This window comes from Pseudomonas citrullilanati (genome assembly GCF_030580855.1).
Classification (GTDB): Bacteria; Pseudomonadota; Gammaproteobacteria; order Pseudomonadales; family Pseudomonadaceae; genus Aquipseudomonas; species Aquipseudomonas citrulli.
In genome coordinates this window covers 1-18,807 of sequence record NZ_JAUQOP010000005.1, presented here as the reverse complement: position 1 = coordinate 18,807, position 18,807 = coordinate 1, and the positions used below count along the sequence as shown (strand labels likewise).

Below are 18,807 nucleotides of genomic sequence, written 5' to 3'. Positions count from 1 at the left end.
GGAAAACATCGAGATGAGCGAATACTCCCTTTTCACCTCCGAGTCCGTGTCTGAAGGGCATCCGGACAAAATCGCCGACCAGATTTCCGATGCCGTGCTGGACGCCATCATTGCGGAAGACAAATTCGCCCGCGTGGCGTGCGAGACACTGGTGAAAACGGGCGTGGCGATCATCGCCGGCGAAGTCACCACCTCGGCCTGGGTCGACCTGGAACAGATCGTGCGCGACGTGATCCTGGGCATCGGCTACAACAGCTCCGACGTCGGCTTCGACGGCGCCACCTGCGGCGTGATGAACATCATCGGCAAGCAGTCGGTGGACATCGCCCAGGGCGTTGACCGCAGCAAGCCGGAAGACCAGGGCGCCGGCGACCAGGGCCTGATGTTCGGCTACGCCAGCAACGAGACCGACGTGCTGATGCCGGCACCGATCACCTTCTCGCACCAACTGGTGCAGCGCCAGGCCGAAGCCCGCAAGTCCGGCCTGCTGCCGTGGCTGCGCCCGGACGCCAAGTCCCAGGTCACCTGCCGTTACGAAAACGGCAAGGTCGTGGGCATCGACGCGGTCGTGCTGTCGACCCAGCACAACCCGGAAGTGTCCTATAAGGACCTGCGCGAAGGCGTGATGGAGCTGATCGTCAAGCACGTGCTGCCTGCCGAATTGCTGACCAAGGACACCCAGTTCCACATCAACCCGACCGGCAACTTCATCATCGGCGGCCCGGTGGGCGACTGCGGCCTGACCGGTCGCAAGATCATCGTCGACAGCTATGGCGGCATGGCCCGTCACGGCGGCGGCGCGTTCTCCGGCAAGGACCCGTCGAAGGTCGACCGTTCGGCAGCCTACGCCGGTCGCTACGTGGCCAAGAACATCGTCGCCGCCGGCCTGGCCGAGCGCTGCGAGATCCAGGTCTCCTACGCCATCGGCGTCGCCCAGCCGACCTCGATCTCGCTGAATACCTTCGGCACCGGCAAGATCGGCGACGACAAGATCATCCAGCTGGTGCGCGAAGTGTTCGACCTGCGTCCGTACGCCATCACCACCATGCTCGACCTGCTGCACCCGATGTACCAGGAAACCGCCGCCTACGGTCACTTCGGCCGCACGCCGCAGACCCGGAGCGTCGGCGACGACACCTTCACCACCTTCACCTGGGAAAAGACGGACCGCGCCGACGCCCTGCGCGCCGCCGCCGGCCTGTAATACCCGCTGGTGTTGAAAAGCCCCTGGCGACTCGCTCGCCAGGGGCTTTTTCATGCCGCAGGGCCCAGCCCTGAATCAAGACCGCCGCGCCACCAGCAGGAACGACGCCGCACTCGCCAGCAGGCCCGCGCACATCCGGTTGAACAGCCGCTTGCCGCTTGGCCGGGCGAACAGCCGCCGCGCGTGAAGGCCCATGTAGCAATACAAGCCGATGGCAACGCACTCCAACGCCAGGAACAGGCCGCCCAGTACCGCGAACTGCTGGGTCACGGTGCCGCTGCGATCGACGAACTGGGGCAGGAACGCGGTAAACAGCAGGATCGCCTTCGGATTACCGATGGCCACCAGGAACTCCTGGCGCGCCAGGCTAGCCCTGCTCATCGAGGCGACCGTTGAATCGCCTGCCGCCTCGGGCCGCGCCCGCCACAACTGCACGGCCAGGTAGAGCAGATAGCCCGCCCCGATGAGCTTGATGCCCATGAACAATAGTTCCGACGTGTGCAGCACCGCGGTCAGCCCCAATGCGGCCAGGGCGATCATGATCGCGAAGGCCAGCAGGCGCCCGAGGCCGCCGCTGCACGCCCGGGCGAAGCCATAGCGCGAAGCATTGCTGATGGACAACAGGTTGTTCGGCCCTGGCGCCATGTTCAGTGCGAAGCAGGCGGGGATAAAGACGGCGAGCGTGGTCAGGTTCATCGGGGCGCACCTGGCGGAGGGATCGAAGGGTCATTCTGCACCGGCCCGCGATGGCTTCAAGGGACAGTTGCGAGACTAAATCACCCCGCACTGTACCGCCGCGGCTTTGCCATCACGCCGGCAAAATCCGGTAACGCTCCGGGCCTCGCGCCTGCCGTATCCCTGGCTAGCCTTCAGGGACACCCACGAGCAAGGACGCTTCGATGCTGCCGTTTCTGTTCTTCATCACCTGCTTCACATTGATTGTCTGCCCCGCCATCGCGGCGCCCTGCCCCGACTGGTCCGCCGAGCACGCCCAGGCACGGGTCGGCGCCCTGCAACAAAGCATCGATAGCTGGGACGACAGCTATCACCGCCTCGGCCGGTCCCTGGTGGCCGACGAACTCTATGACCAGACCCGCGCCCGGCTAGACCATTGGCGCGCCTGCTTCGATCTCAAGGCACCGGACACATCGTTGCGGACGGCGGGCGGCAAGGTACCCCACCCGATCGCCCATACCGGCCTGGACAAACTCAAGGATGCCGAGGCCGTACGGGTCTGGCTGCAAGGCAAGGACGATGTCTGGGTTCAGCCGAAAGTCGATGGCGTGGCCGTGAGCCTGATCTATCGCCAGGGGCATCTGCACCAGGCGATCAGCCGAGGCGACGGTGTCCGGGGGCAGGACTGGACCTGGGCCGTGCGCAAGATCGCCAGCATTCCCCAACGGTTGCGCCAGCCGGTGGACCTGTTGGTCCAGGGCGAGCTGTACTGGCGCCTGGACGACCATGTCCAGGCCAGCCGCGGCAGCCTCAATGCACGCGGGACGATCGCGGGCCTGATGATGCGCTCCAGCCTGTCGCTTCAGGACGGTATCTACATGGGGCTGTTCATCTGGGACTGGCCCGAAGGCCCGCCAACCCTGCCCGAACGGATGGCCCGGCTGGGCGAACTGGGCTTCACCGGCACCCTGGACTACACACAACCGGTGCGGACGCTGGCCGATGCCAAGCGCTGGCGCGACCATTGGTACCGTTCGCCCCTGCCGTTTGCCAGCGACGGGATCGTCCTGCGCCAGAGCCGTCGACCGCCCGCCGACCGCTGGCAGGCCAGGCCGCCGTTCTGGAGCGTGGCCTGGAAGTACCCCCATGCCCAGGCGCTCGCCGAAGTCCGCCAGGTACGCTTCAAGATCGGCCGCACCGGGCGCATCACCCCGGTGCTGGAACTCGAACCCATCCGGCTCGACGACCGCCGGATCCGCCGGGTGAGCGTCAGCTCCCTCCAGCACTGGGAGGCAATGGACATCCGCCCCGGCGACCAGGTCGCCATCAGCCTGGCCGGGCTCACCATCCCGCGACTCGACAGCGTCGTGCTGCGTAACGTCGAGCGCCTGCCGCTCGAGGTGCCGACGCCTGCCGATTACCACTGGCTGAGTTGCTGGCAACCGACGCCCGGTTGCGAAGACCAGTTCCTCGCGCGCCTGGCGTGGTTGAGCGGCAAGCATGGGCTGGCGCTGCCCCATGTCGGTCCGGGGACCTGGAAAAAACTCCTGGCCGCCGGTCGACTCGACGGATTGCTGGATTGGTTGACCCTCGATGCCGCCGAGCTTGCTAACATTGGCGGATTCGGCGAACTCAGCAGCGCCCGCCTGCTCGCCAGCCTGCGAAGTGCCCGGCAACGTCCCTTCCAGCAATGGCTCAAGGCCCTGGGCCTGCCGCCCACTGGCGAGGCTCGGCTGGACGGGCCATGGCAGGCGTTGGCAGAGCGAAACACCGAACAATGGCAAGCCGAGGCCGGCATCGGACCGGAACGCGCCGCGCAACTGAGCGCGTTTTTTCGCGACCCGCAGGTGCTGGCCCTGACTGACGTATTACGCACCGCCGGGGTCGATGGGTTTTAATCCCGGCGCCGAGGGTGGAACCCAAGGGGCCGGCATGCGTTCCAACAGCGCACCGGTGTCGACCCGCTCGCGATTTTTTACGGAGTTGCTATGAATTTCCTGTCCCCCGTTGCCCTGCTGGTCTTGTGCAGCGCCATGGCCACCCCCTTGCTGGCGGACGAACAAGGCCCGGAGCTGACCGGCTGCGCGGCCAAGCGCCAAGGCATCATCAACCAGATCGAATTGGCCAAGTCCCGTGGCAACCCGGATCAGCAGGCCGGCCTGGAGACGGCGCTGAGCGAAGTCACCACCCACTGCACCGACGCGTCCTTGCGCAAGGAACGTGAAAACAAGGTGCTCGAAGCCAAGCACGAAGTCAGCCGACGCCAGGCCGACCTGGAAAAGGCCATGAAGAAAGGCGATGCCGAGCGAATCAACAAGCGCAAGGACAAACTGGCGGCTTCGCGCAAGGAACTGCAGGAAGCCGTGGATGAGTTGGACAAGTGAGCCTGAAGCTTACCCTTCAATGATCGCGAAACTCCTTGTGACAGGCACTGCACGCATCCTCGACCTTCTGCACGGCCGGCCCCAGGTTGCTGGCCTTGTAGGGCTGGACCTGGCTGATGGTCACCAGTTCACCAGTGGCCGCTTCAAGGTGGCGGGCCAGTTCCTGGAAGCGCGCCTGTTTCTGCCAGACCTCATCCCGGGCGCTGGTGTGATCCTGCTCACGCACCTGCGGGAAATGTTTCCAGGGTTCGTGGGACAGTTGATCGAGCTGCACCGCGCCCGCGGCGAATCGGGTGCCATCGAAGGGAACGCGACCGCGTAGCATGCCGCCCAGCTCCTCGTTGGTCTTGAGCATCTGCTTGAAGATCGCCTTGCGCTGGCCCAGGGGCGAGTTGGGATCGACGCCGCCACAGGCGGACAACAGCAGGCAAGCCAGTACAGCCAGGGAAACTCGTTTTACAAACATCTTGGCCTCGGGACAGGAAACGGCGGTTAGTATCCTCGGGTCATCGGCAAAGACCAATGGCCCTATCAACAATACGGGTTGTTCGAGCGCCTGACAGCGTTCGGATGACTGCAAGGGAAATCTTCATGAACAGCCGCATCAAGACCTGGCACAAAGGCCTGGCGTTGACCCTACCGCTGATCGCGTTGCTGGCCGGCTGCAATCGCGGCGAAAAGCCCGAGGAGCCCCAGACCCATGCCCTCGCCACGTACGTCAGCGCCCCGTGGGAGGCCTTGCCGCCCGTGTCCGACCAGGATCTGCTGGCCGGTTTCGGTTCGTGGCGCAGCGCCTGCACCCGGCTCAAGGCGGACGCGAGCTGGGGCCCGACCTGCGCGGCGGCGGCCAATGTGCCGCAGACCGCAGCCGATGTACGCAATTTCCTCAAGCAACACCTGGACGTCTATGGGCTGCGCTCGGGCGATAACAGCCCCAACGGCCTGATCACCGGCTACTACGAGCCGGTCTACCCAGGCAGCCTCACCCGCACGGCCAACGCGAACGTCCCGGTGTACGGCGTACCCGACGACATGATCATCGTGGCACTGGACAGCCTTTACCCCGAACTCAAGGGCAAGCGCCTGCGCGGCCGCCTCGAAGGTCGGGTGCTCAAGCCCTACGACGACGCCGCCACCATCGAGGCCAACGGGGTGAAGGCGCCGGTGATCGCCTGGCTCACCGATCCGATGAACCTGCAATTCCTGCAAATCCAAGGCTCGGGTCGCATTCGCCTCGATGACGGCCGCCAGTTGCGCATCGGCTATGCCGACCAGAACGGCCATCCCTACCGGCCCATCGGCCGCTGGCTGGTGGAACAGGGCGAGCTGAAAAAGGAAGACGTGACCATGGGCACCATCGCGGCCTGGGCCAAGGCCAACCCGAACCGGATTCCCGAGTTGCTGGGCAGCAACCCCAGCTACGTGTTCTTCAACCGCAACCCCGACAGCAACGAAGGCCCGCGAGGCTCGTTGAACGTACCGTTGACCGCCGGCTACAGCGTGGCGGTGGATCGCAAGGTGATCCCGCTGGGCAGCCTGCTCTGGCTGTCCACCACGCGCCCCGACGGCAGCCCCCTGAACCGCCCCGTCGCCGCCCAGGACACGGGCGGCGCGATTACCGGCGAAGTCAGGGCCGACCTGTTCTGGGGCACCGGCGACGCCGCCGGGCAGTTGGCCGGGGACATGAAGCAGCAGGGCCAGATCTGGATGCTGTGGCCCAAGGGCATGGGGTTGCCGCAAGTGCCGCAGGTGGCGAATGCCGTCAGCGCCAATCCTTGAGGGCTTGCCCTCAGTGCCGCCCTCCTCGCGAACAGGCTCGCGCCCACATCGACCAATGTTCCTGTGGGAGCGAGCCTGCTCACGATGAGGCCAGCGAATACCCCCGAAAGCCTGAAGCCAGGCTCAGACCGAAACGAAGAAGAAACTCGCCACCAGCCCCACCCCCACCAGCCAAACCAGCGAACGCAGGATCGCCCAGTCCGCCAGGTAGCAGATGATGTAGAGCAGGCGACTGGTGATGAACAGCACCGCCAGCACGTTGATGGTTACCAGTTCGGCATTGCCGGCCAGGTGCGCAACGATGACCGCGGCCGCGAACGCCGGGTTGATTTCGAAGCTGTTCAGTTGCGCAGCGTAGGCACGCCGGGGAACGCCGTCGAGGCTTTCAAGGAAATCCCGCGGGTCGTGGTTGTCCCGCAAGCGGAATTTTCCACCGGCCTTGGCAATGCCGATGCACAGGTAGGGCAGGATGAAGGCGATCAAGATACACCACAGGGCAACCGTCATGACGCATTTCCTTCTTCGAGTTCTATGTTTGAGTGTGACGCAAAACAGGACGTGAACAGCCTGCCAACCGGCAACCGCCTGCAGGCTAAGAGCCACGGCCGGGCAAAAGGTTCGCATGCCGAGCGGTGCCATCAGGTTCACGCATCCATCGACAGCCGTCTATACTGCCGGCGACCACGCCGCCCTCAGTTGCGCATAGACCAATTCCAACAAAATCCGCCAGCGCCTCGTTCATTCGAACCGGGACGCCGGCATGCGTATGCCTGATCAGAGCGTCAAGACTATAGACAGAGACCTTGCGCATGCCACTCGCCTTGCTTGCTTTGGCCGTCGCCGCTTTCGGCATCGGCACGACTGAATTCGTCATCATGGGCCTGTTGCCCGATGTCGCCCGTGACCTGGCCGTGAGCATTCCCCAGGCCGGGCTGTTGATCACCGGCTACGCCCTGGGCGTGGTGTTCGGCGCGCCGATCCTGGCCATCGGCACCGCCAACATGCCGCGCAAGGCGACGCTGCTGGGCATGACGCTGATGTTCATCCTCGGCAACGTGCTCTGCGCCCTCGCGCCGAACTACGCCACGCTGATGGCCGCCCGGGTCATCACCGCACTGTGTCACGGGGCGTTCTTTGGCATCGGCTCGGTGGTGGCTGCCGGGCTGGTGGCGCCGAACAAGCGGGCCCAGGCGATCGCAATGATGTTTACCGGCCTGACCCTGGCCAATGTGCTGGGCGTGCCGCTGGGCACGGCCTTGGGGCAATACGCTGGCTGGCGCTCGACCTTCTGGGCGGTGGCGGTCATCGGCGTGGTCGCGGCGATCGCCCAATGGGCCTGGCTGCCCCGGGAAATCCCCATGGAAAAAGCCAACCTGGCCAGCGAGTTCAAGGTCCTAGGCAAGGTCAACGTGTTGCTCGCCCTGGGCATGAGCGTGCTGGCCTCCACCAGCCTGTTCAGCGTGTTCACCTACATCGCACCGATCCTGCAGGACATCACCGGCGTCAGCCCCCACGGCGTCACCGTCATGCTGCTGTTGTTCGGCGTCGGCCTGACGGCGGGCAGCTTCCTCGGCGGGCGCCTGGCCGATCGACGCCTGTTGCCGGCGCTGGTGGCGATGGCCCTGGCCGTGGTGCTGGTCCTGGCCGCGTTCAGCCAGACCAGCCAGTCGGTGATTCCCGCGGCGATCACCCTGGTGCTGTGGGGCATCTTCGCCTTCGCCCTGTGCCCGATCCTGCAACTGCTGATCATCGACCAGGCCTCCGATGCCCCCAACCTCGGCTCGACCCTGAACCAGAGCGCCTTCAACCTCGGCAACGCCGCCGGTGCCTGGATCGGCGGGCTGGTGGTGGCCAGCGGTGCCAACCTGGCGGATCTGCCGTGGACCGGGGCCGCGGTCGGCGGCCTCACGGTATTGACCGCCCTGTTCTTCATCCAACGACAACGACGCATGGCGGCCGCCGCCGCTTGAGGGCCTTGGGAAATCGGCCCCGTCCCATGGATGAATGTACGACGCGTTCGGTACGACTTTGTCCCCGCCTGCGCGAGTTAATTTACCGGCCTGCCAGAAGCCTTGTTCCAGAGGGCTTTTGATTGATCTCCGCCGGCGGTTGTCGGCCGCCGGCGGATAGTTGTCCAATTGAGTCACAACGCAGTTTTCCCTCAGATCTTGCTTACAGTTCGGTCCTCCTCCCTGGCACACGGAACGAACCAGCCATGCTAGCTATCTCGCAACACACCCCTTCCGCCCTCCCTGCTGAAAACCTGGACCGCCCCGCTACCCAAGCCGCCCCTGAGTTCCCCGAACAACTGGCCTGCAACGCCACAGACCGGTCGATCACCCTCGTTCGAAACGAAGACGGCAGTGTCCAGGTCACGCTGGATCGACCGCCCATCACCGTGCTGGCGCTCAGTGGCGGAGGCGCCAAGGGGGTGGCCTACTCCGGCCTCGTCAAAGAGCTGGAAGCCAGCGGCGTCATGGACCTTATCCGGGAAATTTCAGGCGCCTCGGCGGGGGCCATATCGGCCGCGCTGCTCGCCAGCGGCATGAGTCATGCGGGTTTCGACGACATCTCCGACAACCTGTCCCTCGTGTCCCTGCTCGACAGCAGCGACCCTAAGATTTCTGCCTGGCAGAAGGGGTTTTCAAACCTGGGCGAGAAACTGAAAAAGATTCCGCTGGCGCAGTTGCTGTGTGATCTGTTGCCACGCCTGGGCTCCAAGGGAGTGCCCTTGGAAAACATGATTCGGGAAAAGTCCTGCGCGGCGCTCTTGCAGCGTTGCAAGGAACATCCGAAGCCGCTGTCCGAAAAGGCGCAACAAGCGGTTGCCAAGGTGCAGGAGCACCAATACGTCACCTTTGCCGACCTGGCAGTGCTTAGCCAAGAGATCCCGCAACTCAAATCCCTGGAAATCAACGGCACCGCCATGTTCGAAGAGGGCACGCAATCGGTGGTCTTCAGCGCGGCCCTGACCCCCGACATGGACATTGCCGTGGCCGCGCTCATATCCGCATCGCTGCCGCTGGTGTTCAGCAAGCCGACCCTGCAAGAACAGCCGTTCCAACTGACGGGCGCCACCCTGCCCTGTGCCGATGGCGGCATCCTGAACAATACGCCGGTCAGTGCCATTTATAACCCGGTGACGTCCATGGGCCCGATTCCGGAAGGCGAGCCTCTGATCCTGGTATTCGAGGCAGAGGCATCGGCCCAGGAAGCCCAACGGGGCACGGGCCTTTCAGCCCTGATCGACCGTGTCCTCAAGGCCCCCTACACGGCCAGCTCCGCCTGGAACGCCGAGCAACTGAAGTCGTTTGCCGAGCAGATCGTCGTCGTGCCGCTGAAGATTGCCGAAGGCGATTACCGCGGCCTGTTGAACGGAACGGTGAATTTCAGCATGCCCAAGGACACCAAGAATCTTCTCCAGGAAGCGTTGCGCAAGGCTGTCCAGACCCATCTGGAAGATCGCAAAGCCACCCGGCAAACCTTTTCTTTCACCTCGATCGAAGACGCCCTGTTGGCCTTTGGCGACAAGGATTTCGCACAGCTAAGCCCAGAGCTGGCAGGCGACGAAGCCTGCGCCGGGCTGATCGCCTTCAGGGAGCAGGCGCAAGAGGCGTTGACGCAATTGAAGACAGCGATCAAACAGGCCAACGAGACGTCCGCCACGCTTGAACCCACGCCGCCGATACGCAGGGCCATCTGGGCCCTCGACCAGCTAGCGGATCAGCCCGGCAAGCTGGAGTGGCTGGCCAAACGCCTCAATCACGGCAATGACCCGGACTTCATGCAGTTCCTCCAGGCCGCCGTCGAATGGGACAAGGATGCGCCGGGGGCCCTTTCCGAGGTGACCCAGCAGGCTGTCGAGAACATGCACCTGCAGGACATTGCCACGCGGATCTCCAACGTCGTGCAGCACGTGCTCAACCCCGCACGCTTTCTCGGCGGCCAGCCCGATGGGAACATCAAGCTGATCAATGGTGCCATCCGGGAACTCCGGGAGTTGCAGGAGCCGGGGAGCTCCAGCCATTCAAGCGAGCAAAAGGCCGCATTCAATCGATCGCTTGAACGGGTCATCACGAACTACCGATCGCGCTACACGGGCATGCTCGATCCTGAGTCGACAACCCGCAGGACGCTGCGCGACATGCAGTTCAACTTGTCGACGCCCGGGCCGGGGGCCCGGCATCGGGCACCCGTTCACGCCGAGTCGGCGGGCCGCCTTGGCTGATCGGATGGCTTGACGTTTGGCGGGCCCACTTCACTGCGAATCTGCGCGTGGCTGATCAAGGCAAAGATGAAGCTGCCGCCGATGATGTTGCCCGCCAGCGTCGGCCCGGCGAAGACCATCCAGAAGTCTTCCCAGGACAGCTGGCCGGCGAACGCCAGGTAGGACACTTCCGCCGAGCCGACCACGATGTGGGTGAAGTCGCCGAGCGCCATCAGGTAAGTGATGAGGATGATGGTCCACATCTTGGCGCTTTCCATGGACGGGATCATCCAGACCATGGTGGCGATCATCCAGCCGGAAATGATGCCCTTGGCGAACATCTGGCCGGTGTCGTTCTCCATGACCTTGCGGCCGATTTCCAGGAAGGCCTGGTCGGTGCGCGCATCGAAGATCGGCAGGTGCAGCATTACGTAGGCCACCAGCAGGGTGCCACACAGGTTGCCCACCAACACCACGCCCCACAGCCGCAGCAACCGACCGAAGTTGGCCAGGGTCGGTTTGCTCATGATCGGCAACACGGCGGTCAGGGTGTTTTCGGTGAACAACTGCTGGCGGGCCAGGATCACCGCGAGAAAGCCCGCGCAGTAGCCGAAGCTGGCAATCACCTTGAAGCCTTCATGGTCCGGCAGCCGGGAGTTGAGCAGCCCCATCGCCATCAGCGACAGGCCCATGGTCAAGCCAGCCGCCAGGGCCGACCACCAGAGCGCGGCGATGCTGCGCTCCAGCTCCTGGTCACCCTGGGTGCGGATGATTTCATGCAACACCGCCGCCCGCGGCGGCTGGTTGCGTTGGACTTCGTGTTGTTCCTGAGCCGAAAGGTCAGGGGTCTTGCCGTCTTTGTGAGTGTCCATACAGCTCCTGAACCGGTGGCGTGATGTAGCTACGACACGTGGCGCCTGGAGCTGTTCAGTGGCGGGCCTCATACTCGTCGCCTTGAAGCCGTCATCGCGAGCAGGCTCGCTCCCACAAAGGAATGGGTGGCGATTACAAATTCCCTGATGGACCCGAAGACCATGTGCGAGCGAGCCTGCTCGCGATGGCTACGCCGCGGACATCATTCGACAACGGCATCCTGAAACTGATCCTTGACGTACTTGATCTCGGTCCGCCCATGGGGCGCTGGCAAACCGTCCTCCCCAAGATTGACGAAAACCATTTTCTCCACGGTCAGGATGCTCTTGCGGGTGATCTTGTTGCGCACCTCGCACGTCAGGGTGATGGAGGTACGGCCAAATTCGGTGGCGGTGATCCCCAGTTCGATGATGTCGCCCTGGCGCGAGGCGCTGACGAAGTTGATCTCCGAGATGTACTTGGTGACCACCCGCTGGTTGCCGAGCTGGACGATGGCGTAGATGGCCGCCTCTTCGTCGATCCAGCGCAACAGGCTGCCGCCGAACAGCGTGCCGTTGGGGTTGAGGTCTTCGGGCTTGACCCACTTGCGGGTGTGGAAATTCATGATCACTCCTGAGTGTCTGGCCGATGAATGGCTGCATCATGGCAGACCAGCCGGCCGGGCTCTACGTCGCGGGTCCTATAACGACCATCGGCAATTTTGATTTGCCGACAGAAACCCTTTGGCAGATCGGCCCGGCCCGTTATAATCGCCACCGCTTTAGCCGGTCCTCGCTGGACCGTTCCCGCCACCTGTCCGAGGGGCGCTGCAGCAGGCTCGACCTGTCAGGCTCGGATGGGGCGTTGTTCGTACGGGGCAACCTGCATGGACTCTAAACGCACAACGGCGCCCATTCGCATACATTACGAATGGAGGCTCTTCATGAGCGCTGTTATCACGCCTGCAGGTTTTACCGATTACAAAGTCGCCGACATGTCCCTGGCTGCCTGGGGCCGTCGCGAGATCATCATCGCCGAATCCGAAATGCCAGCCCTGATGGGCCTGCGCCGCAAATACGCCGGCGAGCAACCGCTCAAGGGCGCGAAGATCCTCGGCTGCATCCACATGACCATCCAGACCGCCGTGCTGATCGAAACCCTGGTTGCCCTGGGTGCCGAAGTGCGCTGGTCGTCGTGCAACATCTTCTCCACCCAGGACCAGGCCGCCGCCGCCATCGCCGCCGCCGGTATCCCGGTGTTCGCCTGGAAAGGCGAGACCGAGCAGGAGTACGAGTGGTGCCTGGAGCAGACCATCCTCAAGGATGGCCAGCCATGGGCCACCAACATGATCCTCGACGACGGCGGCGACCTGACCGAGCTGTTGCACAAGAAATACCCGGCCGTGCTGGAACACGTCCACGGCGTGACCGAAGAGACCACCACCGGCGTGCACCGCCTGCTGGACATGCTGGCCAAGGGCGAACTGAAGATCCCGGCCATCAACGTCAACGACTCGGTGACCAAGAGCAAGAACGACAACAAGTACGGCTGCCGCCACAGCCTCAACGACGCCATCAAGCGCGGCACCGACCACCTGCTGTCGGGCAAGCAGGCCCTGGTGATCGGCTACGGTGACGTGGGCAAGGGTTCGGCCCAGTCCCTGCGCCAGGAAGGCATGATCGTCAAGGTTTCGGAAGTCGACCCGATCTGCGCCATGCAAGCCTGCATGGACGGCTTCGAACTGGTTTCGCCGTTCATCGACGGGATCAACGACGGCACCGAAGCGAGCGTCGACAAGGCCCTGCTGGGCAAGATCGACCTGATCGTGACCACCACCGGCAACGTCAACGTCTGCGATGCCAACATGCTCAAGGCCCTGAAGAAGCGCGCCGTGGTGTGCAACATCGGTCACTTCGACAATGAAATCGACACCGCCTTCATGCGCAAGCACTGGGCCTGGGAAGAAGTGAAGCCACAGGTGCACAAGGTCCACCGCACCGGTACCGGCAGCTTCGACCCGCAGAACGACGACTACCTGATCCTGCTGGCCGAAGGCCGCCTGGTTAACCTGGGCAATGCCACCGGTCACCCGAGCCGGATCATGGACGGTTCGTTCGCCAACCAGGTGCTGGCCCAGATCTTCCTGTTCGGCCAGAAGTACGCCGACCTGTCGCCAGCCCAGAAAGCCGAGCGCCTGACCGTGGAAGTCCTGCCGAAGAAACTCGACGAGGAAGTGGCCCTGGAAATGGTCCGCGGCTTCGGCGGCGTGGTCACCCAGTTGACCAAGCAACAGGCTGACTACATCGGCGTCGCCGTCGAAGGCCCGTTCAAGCCGCACGCCTACCGCTACTGACCGGCGCCCCTCCCTTCGGGAGCGGGCCTGTGGGAGCAAAGCTTGCTCGCGATGCAGACACCTCGATCCAGCGATCGGACCGAGGCGATGCCAATCGCGAGCAGGCTCGCTCCCACATGAACCCGCTCCAGGAAGGGGTCTGCAGGCCTTACCGGCTTACGAGTTTCCAAGGATATGACCATGTCCCAAGACCGTCGCTACAGCTTCGAATTCTTCCCGACGAAGACCGATGCTGGGCATGAAAAACTGATCGCCACTGCCCGCCAGCTGGCCAGCCACAAACCCGATTTCTTCTCCTGCACCTACGGTGCCGGCGGTTCGACCCGCGATCGCACGATGAACACCGTGCTGCAGCTCGAAAGTGAAGTCCAAGTCCCGGCCGCGCCTCACCTGTCGTGCGTCGGCGACAGCAAGGACGACCTTCGCGGCCTGCTCGGCCAGTACCAGGCAGCGGGTATCAAACGCATCGTGGCCCTGCGCGGCGACCTGCCCTCGGGCATGGGCATGGCCAGCGGCGAGCTGCGCCACGCCAATGAACTGGTGAGCTTCATTCGTGAAGAAACCGGTGATCACTTCCACATCGAAATCGCTGCTTACCCGGAGATGCACCCGCAGGCGCGCAATTTCGAAGACGATCTACGCAATTTCGTCCGCAAGGCCAACGCCGGGGCGAACAGCGCGATCACCCAGTACTTCTTCAACGCCGACAGCTACTTCTATTTCGTCGAACGCGTGCGTCAAATGGGGGTCGACATTCCTGTGGTGCCGGGGATCATGCCGATCACCAACTACAGCAAGCTGGCACGGTTCTCCGACGCGTGCGGAGCGGAAATCCCGCGCTGGATCCGCAAGCAGCTGGAAGCCTATGGCGATGACACGTCCAGCATCCAGCGCTTCGGCGAGGACGTCATCACGCAAATGTGTGAACGTTTGTTGCAAGGCGGAGCACCGGGGCTGCATTTCTATACCCTTAACCAGGCCGAGCCAAGCCTGGCGGTATGGAACAACCTCAAACTGCCACGTTGAAGGCTCAACGTGCTGGTACGAAAAAGGCCTTGGCAACACCAGGGCCTTTTTTTCACCCAAAGATATTCGAAGGATTGCAGTAGATGCTCAACGGTCAGAGGTCAACGACCCCCCAACTGATTTACCTGGTCTATGGGGCCGAGACCTATCACCAGGAGGCCTTGTTCAGCATCGCCAGCGCGCTGGCCGGCCTGCGCAAGACCCCCGGCGAAGCCCTGGACATCCAGGTGTTCACCGACGATCCGGCACCCTACGAAGGGTTGCCGGTGCGCTTGCGCCTCCTGGATGAAGAGACCCGCAAGGCCTGGATCGAACCCCACGGCTATCATTTCCGTGCCAAGCACGTGGTGATGCGCAAGGTGCTCGAGGAAGCCGAGCTGGCGCTGCTGATCGACACCGACACCTTCTTCCATTGCTCGCCGCTCGAACTGTTCCGCCGTATCCAGCCCGGTACATTGCTGTGCAATGCCGTCAACCTGGCTTATGGCGCCAACAAGGACTCACTCCTGTACCTGACGCTGGCGGACCTCCTGCGCCAGCGCCAGTTGGCCGAGGACAGCATGCCCCTGCTGAATTCGGGGGTCATTGGCCTCAACTACACGGAGGCTTGGGTGCTGGATCGCTCCATCGCACTGATGGACGAGCTGTATCCCTTGGCCAAGGGGGCGTACACCCTGGAAGAGTTCTGCCTGGCCGTGGCCGTGTATCGCTCGGTCGAGCTGCGCGAATGCCCGGACCTGATCCACCACTACTGGAGCCGCAAGCAACTGTTCCGCGCCAAGACCAAGGCCTGGCTCGACAAACACCGTGCCGCCCCCACGTGCCAGCAAGCGCTGGATGAAACGGCGCAAGTCACTACCGTCCTGCCCCGCCCTCCCGCGTTCCAACGCCAGGCCTACAAGTTCATCACCCTGGCGCTGCCCGGTCATAAACGCCAGTTCATGCGCGAGATCCTCTACGGCTGCTACCGCCACACCAACCCGTTCGACCAGGCCTGCGCCCCGGTCTGGTGGGAAAAAGCCCTGGAAAACGTCGAAGGACGCCTGAACAAACCGCTGGAAGACCACGAACTCAAGCGCTGGCTCAATCATCCACTGATTCGACTGGTACTGGGTGAGCGCCGCGAGGTCATCTACGAGCACCTGATGCAGGCGAAGGGCAACTAAGGTGCGGACCAGAGCGCTCTAGCTATTTGATCAGCTCTCGTCGTAACCTCAGGGCCATGCCCGTCATTGCCCAGTTACTGACAGCCCTTCTCCTCTCGTGCCTGAGCATTGCCGCCCGGGCCGAAAAACTGCGCATCGTCACCGAGCCCTGGGCGCCGTATGTCTACGAAGAGAACGGCAAGCTTCTCGGCCTGGACTACGAAACCACCGCCATTGTGTTCAAGCGCCTGGGCATCGACGTGGAATGGCAGTTGCTGCCCTGGAAGCGTTGCCTGGCGATGCTTGAGCAGGGGCTGGCGGACGGCGCCCTGGACATTTTCCACAGCGCCGAGCGCGACGCCACGCTGCTGTACCCCGGCGAACCGCTGTCGGACGTGGAGTTCGTGATGTTCTACGCCAACGCCCGGCCCCATCCCTTCCGCACCTTCGATGACCTCCAAGGGCTGACCGTCGGTACATCGCCCGGCTATCTCTACAGCCAGGCCTTCAGCGAGTCGAACCTGTTCAAGCGGGAAACCGCGCCCACCCACGAGGCCAACTTCGGCAAGTTGCAACTGGGCCGGATCGACCTGCTCATCACCGACCGTCGCGTCGGCCGTCATGTCCTGGAGCAGATGCAGCTCGGCGACCAGATCACCGAGAACCCGACGGTCGTGAGCCGCCAGAGCCAGTACCTGGCGGTGCGGCGCAGCGCCGGCATGGACCTGCTGGTGCAACGTTTCGGGGCCGAGCTCAAGCGTTTCAAGCGCGAGCCGGCCTATGCCGAGCTGAGTGCCCGATACGGCGCCGGGCCAATGGCCCAGGCACTGCCGCCGGCCGCGGCCAACGCCGAAATACACCGTTGAGCAGCAGGAAAGCGGCGCACGGCGTTTGCTCTGTTATACTCCGGCCTTCCCGCCAGGCTCACGCCCGGACGCCCGGTCTTGCAAAAGGTCTCCCGACACCGCTACAGCGCAGCTTCCAGCCCAGCGCGAGCCGTATCCGGACCCGCCTTCCAGACCCGGCAGGACCGGACGGGATGACATTCTTGAACGTCATTCGCGCCAGGCAAGACTATCCCATTGGGCCAGGCCCTCACTAAAACAGGATTACTCATGTCCTTTGCTTCCCTCGGTCTCTCCGAGGCTTTAGTCGGCGCCATCGAAGCCGCCGGCTACACCGAGCCTACCCCGGTGCAACAGCGGGCCATCCCCGCCGTGTTGCAAGGTCGCGACCTGATGGTCGCGGCGCAGACAGGCACTGGTAAAACCGGCGGTTTCGCCCTCCCGATCCTGGAGCGGTTGTTTCCCAACGGTCACCCAGACAAATCCCAGCGTCATGGCCCGCGCCAACCGCGCGTGCTGGTCCTGACCCCGACCCGCGAACTGGCGGCCCAGGTCCACGAGAGCTTCAAGATCTATGCGCGCGACCTGAAGTTCGTCAGCGCCTGCATCTTCGGCGGCGTGGGCATGAACCCGCAGGTCCAGGCCATGTCCCGCGGTGTGGACGTGCTCGTGGCCTGCCCCGGTCGCCTGCTGGACCTGGCCGGCCAGGGCAGCGTCGACTTGTCCCACGTCGAGATCCTCGTGCTGGACGAAGCCGACCGCATGCTCGACATGGGCTTCGTCCATGACGTGAAGAAAGTCCTCGCCCGCTTGCCTGCCAAGCGCCAGAACCTGCTGTTTTCGGCGACGTTCTCCAAGGACATCACCGACCTGGCCGGCAAGCTGCTGCACAACCCCGAGCGCATCGAAGTCACGCCGCCCAACACCACGGTCGAGCGCATCGAGCAGCGTGTGTTCCGCCTGGCAGCCAGCCACAAGCGCGCCCTGCTGGCGCACCTGATCACCGCCGGCGCCTGGGAACAGGTCCTGGTGTTCACGCGCACCAAGCACGGCGCCAACCGCCTGGCCGAATACCTGGACAAGCATGGCCTGCCAGCCGTGGCGATCCACGGCAACAAGAGCCAGAACGCCCGCACCAAGGCCCTGGCCGACTTCAAGGCCGGTGAAGTGCGCATCCTGGTCGCCACCGACATCGCCGCCCGCGGCCTGGACATCGATCAGCTGCCCCACGTGGTCAACTTCGAGCTGCCGAACGTCGATGAAGATTACGTGCACCGTATCGGCCGTACCGGCCGGGCCGGTCGCTCGGGCGAAGCGATTTCCCTGGTCGCACCGGACGAGGAAAAGCTGCTCAAGAGCATCGAGCGCATGACCAAGCAGAAAATCGCCGACGGCGACCTGATGGGCTTCGACGCCAGCACCATCGAGGCCGAGAAGCCTGAAGTGCGTGAACGCCCGGACGTGCGCAACCCGCGCAATGCCCGCGGCCCACGTGGCGACGGTCCGAATGGCGGTGGCGGTGGCGGCCGCAAGGACAAAGGCAAGGACAAGGGCAAGGAAAAATCCGCCAGCAGCGGCCGTGGCGAACGCCCGGCCCGCGAGCAGAAGCCCCGTGAAGGCAGCCCGGCTCGCGAACAGCAGCGTCCAGCCCCGCGTGCCGCAGCCGATCGTGCCCCGGACGAGTTCCTGGACGACGACATCGACAATTTCGGTAACCGTGTCGACTACGTACCGCAGCAAAAGCCCGCCCAAGGTCGTGGTCGTCGCCCGGGTGCGCCGGCACAAGGCACGGGTGCCCCACGCAGCGGCCAGTCCCAGGGTCGCCAGAACGGCCCGCGCAACAGCAACGGCTCGTCCACCGGCACCCCGCCCGCCAAGCGCAACGGTCCACGTAACGGGGCTCCCCGGGACGGCCAGGCACGCCGCGAAGACTCCCGCCCTCGCCGCCCGGCCCGTGACGACCAGCCTCGCCAGGAACCGGCCGTGCAGAACCCGCGTGGCAACCAGCCGAAGATCATGCACAAGGAATCGAAGATCGATCGTTTCCCGACGCCTGAGCAGCTGGATCAACTGCCTAGCCGCCCACGGGGCGAAAAACCGGCGTTGCTGACCCGCAACCGCTGAGTTTTCCACGCCGTAAAAAAATGCCCCGGGTCTCGCGACTTGGGGCTTTTTTTGGCCCGACAGAAATCCAAATGTGGGAGCGAGCTTGAACTGGCCTAATGATTTTGGACACTTCAATCGGGCGCTATGATGGCGCCCAAATCTGAGGTGTTTGGCTATGCGTAAATCTTATTCGAGTGAGTTCAAACTCAAGGCTGCCAGCATGGTGCTGGA

At 63.8% G+C, this 18,807-nt stretch carries 15 protein-coding genes, 1 pseudogene and 1 riboswitch; of the genes and pseudogenes, 11 read left to right on the top strand and 5 right to left on the bottom strand.

Features of this window, described 5'->3' with window-relative positions; genetic code table 11:
- Positions 1–13 precede the first annotated feature (13 nt).
- Positions 14–1,204 (top strand): methionine adenosyltransferase, encoded by a 1,191-nt coding sequence (metK, locus tag Q6A48_RS05690; protein ID WP_304552577.1) that lies wholly within the window; start codon positions 14–16, stop codon positions 1,202–1,204.
- Between the two features lie 75 nt (positions 1,205–1,279).
- Here the strand turns inward: metK and Q6A48_RS05685 are convergent, their stop codons facing one another.
- Positions 1,280–1,900: a LysE family translocator gene (locus tag Q6A48_RS05685; RefSeq protein WP_304552576.1), complete on the bottom strand. Its 621-nt coding sequence runs from the start codon at positions 1,898–1,900 to the stop codon at positions 1,280–1,282.
- Positions 1,901–2,103: 203 nt separating this feature from the next.
- On the opposite strand from Q6A48_RS05685, the gene ligB reads away from it, so the two are divergent.
- Both ligB and Q6A48_RS05675 read left to right on the top strand, forming a co-directional pair.
- Entirely contained in the window at positions 2,104–3,777 is a 1,674-nt protein-coding gene (ligB, locus tag Q6A48_RS05680) for an NAD-dependent DNA ligase LigB (RefSeq protein ID WP_304552575.1), read from the top strand.
- 90 nt (positions 3,778–3,867) lie between these two features.
- A complete protein-coding gene (locus tag Q6A48_RS05675) occupies positions 3,868–4,263 on the top strand; it encodes a DUF1090 domain-containing protein (RefSeq protein ID WP_304552574.1) in 396 nt (131 codons plus the stop codon).
- A 16-nt stretch (positions 4,264–4,279) separates the two neighbouring features.
- Here the strand turns inward: Q6A48_RS05675 and Q6A48_RS05670 are convergent, their stop codons facing one another.
- Entirely contained in the window at positions 4,280–4,729 is a 450-nt protein-coding gene (locus Q6A48_RS05670) for a c-type cytochrome (protein WP_304552573.1), read from the bottom strand.
- Between the two features lie 125 nt (positions 4,730–4,854).
- Between Q6A48_RS05670 and mltA the strand changes: the two genes are divergently transcribed.
- Positions 4,855–6,042, top strand: coding sequence for a murein transglycosylase A (gene mltA, locus Q6A48_RS05665; RefSeq protein WP_304552572.1), 1,188 nt, complete (start codon positions 4,855–4,857; stop codon positions 6,040–6,042).
- 123 nt (positions 6,043–6,165) lie between these two features.
- Here mltA and Q6A48_RS05660 read toward each other — a convergent pair whose 3' ends face one another.
- A complete protein-coding gene (locus tag Q6A48_RS05660; protein WP_304552571.1) occupies positions 6,166–6,549 on the bottom strand; it encodes an MAPEG family protein in 384 nt (127 codons plus the stop codon).
- 302 nt (positions 6,550–6,851) lie between these two features.
- On the opposite strand from Q6A48_RS05660, the gene Q6A48_RS05655 reads away from it, so the two are divergent.
- Together Q6A48_RS05655 and Q6A48_RS05650 are read left to right on the top strand one after the other, a co-directional pair.
- Positions 6,852–8,012, top strand: coding sequence for an MFS transporter (locus tag Q6A48_RS05655; RefSeq protein WP_304552570.1), 1,161 nt, complete (start codon positions 6,852–6,854; stop codon positions 8,010–8,012).
- Positions 8,013–8,440: 428 nt separating this feature from the next.
- Positions 8,441–10,270, top strand: a complete 1,830-nt coding sequence (locus Q6A48_RS05650) for a patatin-like phospholipase family protein (protein WP_304552569.1) — start codon at positions 8,441–8,443, stop codon at positions 10,268–10,270.
- On the opposite strand, the gene Q6A48_RS05645 is transcribed toward Q6A48_RS05650, so the two are convergent.
- Positions 10,240–11,121: a formate/nitrite transporter family protein gene (locus Q6A48_RS05645; protein WP_304552568.1), complete on the bottom strand. Its 882-nt coding sequence runs from the start codon at positions 11,119–11,121 to the stop codon at positions 10,240–10,242. The genes Q6A48_RS05650 and Q6A48_RS05645 overlap by 31 nt on opposite strands.
- 203 nt (positions 11,122–11,324) lie before the next feature.
- The gene (locus Q6A48_RS05640; RefSeq protein WP_042729535.1) at positions 11,325–11,726 is read right to left on the bottom strand and encodes an acyl-CoA thioesterase; all 402 of its coding nucleotides are present in this window, start codon (positions 11,724–11,726) and stop codon (positions 11,325–11,327) included.
- Between the two features lie 188 nt (positions 11,727–11,914).
- Positions 11,915–12,021, top strand: a riboswitch (S-adenosyl-L-homocysteine riboswitch).
- A gap of 23 nt (positions 12,022–12,044) precedes the next feature.
- Here Q6A48_RS05640 and ahcY point away from each other — a divergent pair.
- The 5 genes and pseudogenes from ahcY to rhlE2 all read left to right on the top strand — a co-directional run bounded on the left by ahcY (position 12,045) and on the right by rhlE2 (position 18,594).
- On the top strand, positions 12,045–13,454 hold the full coding sequence (ahcY, locus tag Q6A48_RS05635) for an adenosylhomocysteinase (protein ID WP_304552567.1): 1,410 nt from the start codon (positions 12,045–12,047) through the stop codon (positions 13,452–13,454).
- Positions 13,455–13,634: 180 nt separating this feature from the next.
- Positions 13,635–14,480, top strand: coding sequence for a methylenetetrahydrofolate reductase [NAD(P)H] (gene metF / locus Q6A48_RS05630; protein ID WP_304552566.1), 846 nt, complete (start codon positions 13,635–13,637; stop codon positions 14,478–14,480).
- Positions 14,481–14,563: 83 nt separating this feature from the next.
- Positions 14,564–15,646 (top strand): hypothetical protein, encoded by a 1,083-nt coding sequence (locus Q6A48_RS05625; protein ID WP_304552565.1) that lies wholly within the window; start codon positions 14,564–14,566, stop codon positions 15,644–15,646.
- Positions 15,647–15,702: 56 nt separating this feature from the next.
- Positions 15,703–16,513, top strand: a pseudogene (locus tag Q6A48_RS05620) (substrate-binding periplasmic protein); the annotation flags it as partial.
- Between the two features lie 227 nt (positions 16,514–16,740).
- Positions 16,741–18,594, top strand: a complete 1,854-nt coding sequence (rhlE2, locus tag Q6A48_RS05615) for an RNA helicase RhlE2 (RefSeq protein WP_304552563.1) — start codon at positions 16,741–16,743, stop codon at positions 18,592–18,594.
- Positions 18,595–18,807 lie beyond the last annotated feature (213 nt).

What these genes read in the sequence shown, in the direction of transcription:
- Q6A48_RS05675 (WP_304552574.1), top strand. Translation starts at nt 3,868, where the DNA reads ATGAATTTCCTGTCCCCCGTTGCCCTGCTGGTCTTGTGCAGCGCCATG.
- mltA (WP_304552572.1), top strand. Translation starts at nt 4,855, where the DNA reads ATGAACAGCCGCATCAAGACCTGGCACAAAGGCCTGGCGTTGACCCTA.
- Q6A48_RS05660 (WP_304552571.1), bottom strand. Translation starts at nt 6,549, where the DNA reads ATGACGGTTGCCCTGTGGTGTATCTTGATCGCCTTCATCCTGCCCTAC.
- metF (WP_304552566.1), top strand. Translation starts at nt 13,635, where the DNA reads ATGTCCCAAGACCGTCGCTACAGCTTCGAATTCTTCCCGACGAAGACC.
- metK (WP_304552577.1), top strand. Translation starts at nt 14, where the DNA reads ATGAGCGAATACTCCCTTTTCACCTCCGAGTCCGTGTCTGAAGGGCAT.
- rhlE2 (WP_304552563.1), top strand. Translation starts at nt 16,741, where the DNA reads ATGTCCTTTGCTTCCCTCGGTCTCTCCGAGGCTTTAGTCGGCGCCATC.
- Q6A48_RS05640 (WP_042729535.1), bottom strand. Translation starts at nt 11,726, where the DNA reads ATGAATTTCCACACCCGCAAGTGGGTCAAGCCCGAAGACCTCAACCCC.
- Q6A48_RS05670 (WP_304552573.1), bottom strand. Translation starts at nt 4,729, where the DNA reads ATGTTTGTAAAACGAGTTTCCCTGGCTGTACTGGCTTGCCTGCTGTTG.
- Q6A48_RS05685 (WP_304552576.1), bottom strand. Translation starts at nt 1,900, where the DNA reads ATGAACCTGACCACGCTCGCCGTCTTTATCCCCGCCTGCTTCGCACTG.
- ligB (WP_304552575.1), top strand. Translation starts at nt 2,104, where the DNA reads ATGCTGCCGTTTCTGTTCTTCATCACCTGCTTCACATTGATTGTCTGC.
- ahcY (WP_304552567.1), top strand. Translation starts at nt 12,045, where the DNA reads ATGAGCGCTGTTATCACGCCTGCAGGTTTTACCGATTACAAAGTCGCC.
- Q6A48_RS05655 (WP_304552570.1), top strand. Translation starts at nt 6,852, where the DNA reads ATGCCACTCGCCTTGCTTGCTTTGGCCGTCGCCGCTTTCGGCATCGGC.
- Q6A48_RS05645 (WP_304552568.1), bottom strand. Translation starts at nt 11,121, where the DNA reads ATGGACACTCACAAAGACGGCAAGACCCCTGACCTTTCGGCTCAGGAA.
- Q6A48_RS05625 (WP_304552565.1), top strand. Translation starts at nt 14,564, where the DNA reads ATGCTCAACGGTCAGAGGTCAACGACCCCCCAACTGATTTACCTGGTC.